Genomic DNA, 2599 nt, shown 5'->3' on the forward strand with positions numbered 1-2599 from the left:
AAATACCACCGGAGGAAATCCTACTCGTGCCGCCTCACGCTGTGCCGAAGACTTCCAGCGGCAAGATCCGTCGATCGACGACGCGCGAATTCTACGAGGCTGGCACGCTGGGCAAGCCGGGTTCCGGGCTTTGGTGGCAACTCGGTCGGTTAGCCGTTTCGGCTGCCGCCGGGCGCTTGATGCGCAGTGTCGGCACCGTCGGCGAATTTGCCTATGCTGGATGGTGGTGGTGCGTGCTGTTGCTTCTTGCAGTCTTCGTCTGGCCTCTTGTAATAGTGCTCCCGGTTAGGCCTTGGCGGCACTCGGTGTTGAGAGGGGCGGTGCGCACCTGGTTCGGACTTACCGGAATCCGTTTCGAGGTCGAACAGCTAGCTAAGGTCCCTGAACGCGATGTCGTCATCGTCGCGAACCACGCAAGCTATCTCGACGGGGCCGTTATTTCGGCGGCAATAAACGTGCCGCTCACCTTCATCGTAACGGAACGGTTTGGCCGCCAATTTATGGCTGGCAACTTCCTGCGCCGTCTTGGCGCGGTTTTCGTTCCCGACGTTGCAACTTCACCGCGCAAGGTGGAGGAAGCGGCCCTTGCAGCTGTGAGTGCCGGTGAACGGCTCGTTATCTTTCCCGAGGGACGTGTGCGGCGGATGCCAGGTTTGCTCAGTTTCTCTCCTGGCGCGTTCCAGATCTCGGCGAAGGCGGGCATTCCGGTCATGCCGGTGACGTTGGTGGGAACGCGCTCTGTCTTACGTGACAGCCACCAGTGGTTTCCGCGTCGTGCGCCGATTTCCGTACGAATTGGCAATCCCATATGGGCAGAGGCAGAGGATTTCGCGGCAGCGCTGGACCTTAGCAAGGCGGCGCGCGCCGAAATCCTTGCCCATTGTCGGGAGCCAGACCTTGGTCGAGAGGAAATTGAGTTTGGTATGGCGCGCTCGGGGCAGGCGGGGTGAACTGTCTGATGTCAGCACCTGCGGCGGTGCTGCCTGACGAATTCTAACGTGGACCTGTCGCGGTTTGATGCCGCTCCTTTGATAGCATTTACTGCAACAAAGGAGACTGGCTATGGGACTGAAACGGGCGGATGAATTTCGCCTGGATGCGGTGCAGATTGGGCTGACAAGTGGGCTGACGCGCAAACAGGTTGCCGGTGATTTCGGCGTTGGCATGTCGACACTGAACAAGTGGATCACGGCGCACAGAGATACCGACGTGGTTATGAGCGAGGATAACTTCAGTCTCGCAGTGGGGATCACTCCCTGCTTCCATTGCGAGGATTCGGTTGTATGCTTATTGGTGCCAACGTTTCTTGTCACCAGATTACAGCCCCTGCGGAGGCAGCCCAATGACACCCGATACAATGGGGCTTTACGTTAGTGAGGCTCAGCGCAGACTTCAGGCTGCCACGTTGGTCGCTGCTGGCCAACTTCGCAATATTCCAGGCGGTGTCTTTGCCGCCAAAATGGCTGGAACTGACGACCCGGAACGCTTCGGCTGGTAGAGGATTGGCCAAATCCTTCGCCAGGAGGGCGCCATCACGTTTCGAATGATCCCCGTTGATCAATGTGCGGAGATCGAAAAACAACTTGCAGAAATGGACTGCGCGATCAGTTGGTGGGACGTTTTTGACGGCTCGCAGCACGAGGTAAAGTCTGCCTGCGACGAGATTCTCGCCGCCCCACATGACAACCGGCTCACAGTGCCGACGCAATCATCCTATATGCTGCTATGGAAAGATCAGATATGGGCGCGTAACCAAGACAAATCAGCCTCCGGCAAACCCGGGGCGGTTCATCTTGGCTATCCATTCGCTCCTGTGATCGCCACAGTTAGCCCGCAAGATATCGCGATGCGCAGCCCCGCCTTTTCAATGCGCGCGCTAGGAAAGGTCGCTGATCTGATAGGTGGATTTTGTCAACCACTCGGGATTGATCTCGACACCCCAGCCGGGGGCGTCGGTGACGCGGGCATGACCATCTTCGATCGTGTAGGGCGAAGTCACGAACAGGCCCTCCTGCCACGGGTAGTAATCCGCACCCTCAATCGAGAACTCCAGGTATTTGCCCGCATTCGGGATCGCCCGCAAAAGGTGCATCGTGAACAGCGTCACCAGAGACCAGTTGGCGCAATGCGGCGTCACCGGCAATCCGGCGTCGCGCGCCATGTCCACCACCCGAAGCGTGCGGCAGATACCCCCGAGGTAGAGGATATCGGGCTGCACGATATCGACCGCGCGCATGTCGATCATCCGCTTCCAGGTCGGTAAATCACAATCCTGTTCGCCCCCCGTCACATCGATGTCGAGCGCGTCGGTGACCTGTTTGGTCTGCTCAAGCTCCCAATAGGGGCAGGGCTCTTCATAGTGGCAAAACCCGTAATCTTGCAGGATATGACCCACCTCAATCGCGCGTTCGGGCGAATAACAGCTATTGGCATCGATCAGCAGGTCCACATCATCACCAAGCTCGCGGCGCATGGTCGGGATGATCTCTTCGGTGCGGCCGGGCCATTCATCGGCGTTGCGCCCGACCTCGGCGCCGGCACGCACCTTGAAGGCGTCAAAGCCTTGGATGTCGCGCAGATGCTTGAGGCGCGCGGCCTC

Annotated in this window: 3 protein-coding genes and 1 pseudogene; 3 read left to right on the forward strand and 1 reads right to left on the reverse strand. The window is 58.8% G+C overall.

Annotated elements, in window-relative coordinates:
- From AC221Y_RS22980 to AC221Y_RS22990, 3 genes and pseudogenes are all read left to right on the forward strand, one after another.
- Window positions 1–950, forward strand: a 950-nt coding sequence (locus tag AC221Y_RS22980) for a lysophospholipid acyltransferase family protein (protein WP_486708606.1), incomplete at its 5' end; no start/stop codon positions are given.
- Window positions 951–1062: 112 nt separating this feature from the next.
- Window positions 1063–1227 (forward strand): annotated as a pseudogene (locus tag AC221Y_RS22985) (transposase); the annotation flags it as partial.
- A gap of 115 nt (window positions 1228–1342) precedes the next feature.
- Entirely contained in the window at window positions 1343–1498 is a 156-nt protein-coding gene (locus AC221Y_RS22990; RefSeq protein ID WP_486708607.1) for a hypothetical protein, read from the forward strand.
- Between the two features lie 378 nt (window positions 1499–1876).
- On the opposite strand, the gene AC221Y_RS22995 is transcribed toward AC221Y_RS22990, so the two are convergent.
- Window positions 1877–2599: mandelate racemase/muconate lactonizing enzyme family protein (locus AC221Y_RS22995; RefSeq protein ID WP_486708608.1), on the reverse strand; the 723-nt coding region annotated here is incomplete at its 5' end.

This window comes from Boseongicola sp. (assembly GCF_057460485.1).